Below are 4814 nucleotides of genomic sequence, written 5' to 3'. Positions count from 1 at the left end.
GCGTGCGTCCGACGCGCGCGCACGCCGCTCCAGGTTGACGCCGACGAAGATCGAACCGCCGAAGCTGCGCCTCGCGCTCGACGCCGACGCCGACGAGCCCGAATTCGTCAAGCGCAGCCGCCGCCAGGAACGCATGGGCCGCACGCAGCGCATGCTGATGGCCGCGGGCGCCGTCGTGCTGCTGCTCCTGCTGCTGGCCCAGGCGGTGCTGGGCTTCCGCAACACGCTGGCCGCGCAGCATCCGGGCCTGAAGCCGGCCCTGGCGGGCGCGTGCGCCGTCCTGGGCTGCCGCGTGGAGCTGCCCGCGCAGGCCGAGAACCTCGTCATCGAGACGGGTGAACTGACGACGCTGGGACCGAATACGTACGCATTGAATACGCTGCTGCGCAACCAGGGCAACCTCGTGCTGGCCTGGCCCAGCATCGAACTCGAGCTGACCGACGCCGGCGACAAGCCGGTGCTGCGCCGGGTGCTGGCGCCCGCCGACTATCTGCCGCGCGGCACGCCGCCGGCGAACGGTTTCGGCCCGCACTCGGAACAGCCGGTCACGCTCCATTTCACGCTGGACGGCCTGCAGCCGTCCGGTTATCACACTTTCGTTTTCTATCCTTGAGGCTTCCAATGACCAAGACCTCGCTGATCTGCGGCTCGATCGCCTTCGACAAGATCATGCAATACCACGGCCGTTTCGGCGAAACCCTGCTGGCCGACCAGCTGCACCGCGTGAACGTCTCGTTCCTCGTGCCCACGCTGCGCACGGAATACGGCGGCTGCGCCGTCAACATCGCCTACAACCTGAAGCTGCTGGGCGGCGAGCCGCTCATCATGGGCACCATCGGCCAGGACGGCGGCGACTACCTCGACCGCATGGAGCAGCAGGGCCTCGCCACCAACGCGATCCGCACCATCGAGAACGCGTACACGGCCCAGTGCTTCGTCACGGCCGACCTGGACGGCAACCAGATCAACGCCTTCCACCCGGGCGCGATGCAGTTCTCGCACGAGAACAACCTGGCCGACTACCTGCCGCTGCGCGTCGCGATCGTCGCGCCGGACGGCCGCGACGGCATGATCAAGCACGCGCGCGACTGCGCGGAACGGGGCGTGCCGTTCATCTTCGACCCGGGCCAGCAGCTGCCGATGTTCAGCGGCGACGAGCTGCTGACGTTCATCGGCCAGGCCAGCTACCTCGCCTGCAACGACTACGAATTCGAGATGGTGATGGACCGCACGGGCCTGCCCCTGCAGGACATCGCCGCGCGCCTGGACGCGCTCATCGTCACGCGCGGGGAAGCCGGTTCGGACATCTACGCCGGCGGCGAGCACCACAAGATCCCGGCCGTGCCGGCGGCCGGCGTCGTCGATCCGACGGGCTGCGGCGACGCCTACCGCGCCGGCCTGCTGTTCGGCATCGCCAATGACCTCGACTGGCCCACGACGGGCCGCCTGGCGAGCCTGCTGGGTTCCATCAAGATCGCCCACCAGGGCGGCCAGAACCACAGCTTCACGCAGCAGGAGATCGCCGACAAGTTCGAAGCGGCCTTCGGCTACCGCTTCTAAAGCGTCGGGCCAATGAAAAGCGCGCCGTCCCTCGCGGGACCGGCGCGCTTGTTCTTTTCCGCGGCGACGATCGTGGGCTCCCCGAGCCCACGCGTCAGATGTAAAACACCTGGCGCAGCAGATATTGCGCGATCTGGATCAGGATGAATGCCACGAGCACCGACAGATCGAGGCCGCCGACCGGCGGGATCACGCGGCGCAGCGGGCGCAGCAGCGGGTCGTTGAGCGCGTGGACGAACGGCGCCAGCGGCGCATGCGGATTGACCCAGCTGAAGATCACCTCGATGATCAACAGGCCCATGAAGCCGTACAGGATCCAGTCGAGCAGGCGGACCACGGCAATCAGCACGACGGCCTGGCCGCTCGTCCCTGCCAACAGCAGGATCGACGATGCCGCCAGCACGACGAGGAACGCGCCCAGCAGGCTGGCCCAGTCGTAACCACCCATGCCCGGCACGATGCGGCGCAGCGGGCGCACGAGCCAGTCGGACAACGTGAACGTAAATTGCGCGACGGACGCCGGCGGACGCACGCGGGTCACCTGCATCCAGAAACGCAGCAGCAAGACGCCACCCAGCACACCGGCCGCGGTATCGACGATCAATTTAAGAATGGGCAGCACAAGGACTCCTTGAAAAAAAAACCGCTGTGTGAAAGCTCACACAGCGGTATTTTGCCTGAACCAGGCAGGAATGGCTTACGGACGGCTGCTGGTCGGGAACGGCCATGCTGCCGGTGCGATCACCGACTTGGCGGCCGGTGCCGGGGCTGCAGCGGCGCCGCTGTCCTTGCCGTCGGTCTTGGCTTCGGCTTTCGTCTCGGCCTTGGTGTCGGCCTTGGTTTCAGCTTTCGACTCGGCCTTGGCTTCCGGCTTGGCTTCAGCCTTGGCTGCGGTCTTGCTGGCGGCCTTCTTGGCGGCCGGCTTCTTCGCGGCAGCAGCAGCTTCCGGCTTCGCTTCAGCCTTGGCGGCCGGCTTGGCGGCGGCCTTCTTCACTGCCGGCTTGGCTTCGCTTTTGGCGGCGGGAGCGGCGGCCTTGGTGGCTGCGGTCTTGGTCGCTGCGGTCTTGGTCGCTGCGGTCTTGGTCGCTGCAGTCTTCTTTGCAGCCGGCTTGGCGGCGGTCGTCGACTTGGCGGCGGCCTTGGTTGCAGCCGGCTTGGCGGCAGCGGTCGACTTGGCAGCGGTCGACTTGGCAGCGGTCGACTTGGCAGCGGTCTTCTTCGCAGCCGGTTTAGCGGCGGCGGTCGACTTGGCGGCAGTCTTGCCTGCTGCTTTCTTGGCAGCCGGTTTGGCGGCAGCGGTCGACTTGGCGGCAGTCGACTTGGCAGCGGTCTTCTTCGCAGCCGGTTTAGCGGCAGCGGTCGACTTGGCGGCGGTCTTGCCTGCTGCTTTCTTGGCAGCCGGTTTGGCGGCAGCGGTCGACTTGGCAGCGGTCTTGCCTGCTGCTTTCTTGGCAGCCGGTTTGGCAGCAGCAGCCGACTTGGCAGCAGTCTTCCTGGCAGCCGGTTTAGCGGCGGCGGTCGACTTGGCGGCGGTCTTCTTTGCAGCCGGTTTAGCGGCGGCGGTCGACTTGGCTGCAGTCTTCTTCGCAGCCGGTTTGGCGGCGGCTTTGGTCGCGGTCGGCTTGGCCGCGGCCTTCTTCGCTGCCGGCTTGGCGGCGGCTTTGGTCGCGGTCGACTTGGCTGCAGTCTTCTTCGCTGCCGGCTTGGCGGCGGAGGTCGACTTGGCGGCGGTCTTGGTTGCAGCCGACTTGGTAGCGGTCGACTTGGTTGCTGCGGTCTTGGTTGCAGCGGCTTTCTTTGCTGCCGGTTTAGCGGCGGCGGTCTTGGTTGCTGCGGCTTTCTTTGCTGCCGGTTTGGCGGCGGCGGTCGACTTGGCGGCGGTTTTGGTTGCTGCCGATTTAGCCGGAGCTTTGGTTGCTGCGGCTTTCTTTGCAGCCGGCTTCGCAGCGGCTTTAGCGGCTACGGTTTTGGTTGCGGGTTTATCTGCTGCTGCCTTTGCGGCCGGTTTGGTGGCGGCTTTTGCAGCCGGCTTTGCTGCTGGTTTTTTCGCGGCGGTTGCCATTTTCTGTTCTCCTTCTCTGCGATGAGAAATTACGCTACATGGTTTGAACCCGTCCAACCCGGTCTGCTTGGTCGGGCGAATTATTCATCGGCGCAAACGCTATGTTTGCGTCAATGAATCCGGCACCAGCCGAACTGCCGCGGCGATTCGATAAAACCCGTAAAACATCCGGGCATTCATCGCCGATTTACGCTATACTGTGTTTTCATACAGTAGTCGCTCAATCGCTCACTGCGGCACCTCGGCTAATCGTCGTCGCCGACGACCTAAACGACTAAAGTCCGATGGCTCACTGCGCTGTCCACATCGCAGCCCGCTGGCCGCGAAAAGAAAAAGCCGCCATACCCGACGTTTATCAGGCAATGCGGCTTGTTCTTTTCGCTAAGCTTACGTGCATACTGAATGAATCAGCGTCCCATTTATGATCGGTTTGTTTCCCGTTGAACGCCTCGAAAATCGGCGTCTTCACGTTTTGACAAATTCAATCACGTAAAGTACACGAAAACCTTGTCAGTGCGCAACCCGCACACAGTATTTTTCATGTCTTTTACAGGCGAACCAGCGATAACCTCAACCGAAACGATCGCTGCGATAACGTTTGATTCCTTCCTCGTCTTGCTCGGTCTCCAAAAACAAGCGCACAAAACAACGTGCATTACGTTACTACGATTTCGCATAAAGCCTTTATATAAAGGCGATATTCGAAATCAGTCCTCCGCTGCAGTGATACGCAGCAAGTCCATCTTGCACAGCCACGCGAGTCCGCGCAGCAAAGTCGGCCGGTCGCACGGTCCGAGCGCGTCGAGCAGCTCGTCGACCTGCATGGGCCGCGATTCGATCGATCCGAAGATCTGTCCAAACTCTTCCAGCGTCGGCAGCGACGCGTGCGCGAAGCGGTTGATCGCGAGCTCGCGATACTGGCGCAGCAGCGCGAGCGATGCGTCCGGCGCGAGTTCCACCATCGATGCCGGCGTGATCCGCATCGTCGGGTACGTTGCGAACAACTCGAACGGATCGAGCCGGTCCGGCACGACTGCCGGCAGCGCGGGACCAAGTGCCGCATCGGCGCGGCGCCGTTCGTCGAGCTCGCGCCACAACGCGCGGTAGCCCCCGAACACGACGGCCCAATCGAAGTCCGCGCGCACGCGCCGGCGTGCGTTCTCGCCCAGTTCGCGCCGCAGCGCGGCATCGC

Annotated in this window: 5 protein-coding genes; 2 read left to right on the top strand and 3 right to left on the bottom strand. The window is 64.2% G+C overall.

The genetic code is table 11. The features are described 5' to 3' along the window. Together ACEN88_RS24430 and ACEN88_RS24425 are read left to right on the top strand one after the other, a co-directional pair. Positions 1-613 (top strand): DUF3426 domain-containing protein (locus tag ACEN88_RS24430; RefSeq protein ID WP_413343840.1); only part of this gene is annotated, 613 nt, incomplete at its 5' end. 8 nt (positions 614-621) lie between these two features. Continuing rightward, complete coding sequence (locus ACEN88_RS24425; protein ID WP_413343838.1) at positions 622-1560, top strand: carbohydrate kinase family protein; 939 nt, start codon at positions 622-624, stop codon at positions 1558-1560. 94 nt (positions 1561-1654) lie between these two features. On the opposite strand, the gene ACEN88_RS24420 is transcribed toward ACEN88_RS24425, so the two are convergent. From ACEN88_RS24420 to ACEN88_RS24410, 3 genes are all read right to left on the bottom strand, one after another. Next, positions 1655-2182: a YggT family protein gene (locus ACEN88_RS24420; protein WP_229411988.1), complete on the bottom strand. Its 528-nt coding sequence runs from the start codon at positions 2180-2182 to the stop codon at positions 1655-1657. 75 nt (positions 2183-2257) lie between these two features. Next, on the bottom strand, positions 2258-3622 hold the full coding sequence (locus ACEN88_RS24415; RefSeq protein ID WP_413343836.1) for a transcriptional regulator: 1365 nt from the start codon (positions 3620-3622) through the stop codon (positions 2258-2260). A gap of 707 nt (positions 3623-4329) precedes the next feature. Then, positions 4330-4814: glycosyltransferase (locus tag ACEN88_RS24410; RefSeq protein ID WP_413343834.1), on the bottom strand; the 485-nt coding region annotated here is incomplete at its 5' end.

Origin of the sequence: Massilia sp. CT11-108, assembly GCF_047302915.1 — a bacterium.
Classification (GTDB): domain Bacteria; phylum Pseudomonadota; class Gammaproteobacteria; order Burkholderiales; family Burkholderiaceae_D; genus Telluria; species Telluria orientalis.
This window is presented reverse-complemented; position numbering and strand designations above follow the sequence as displayed.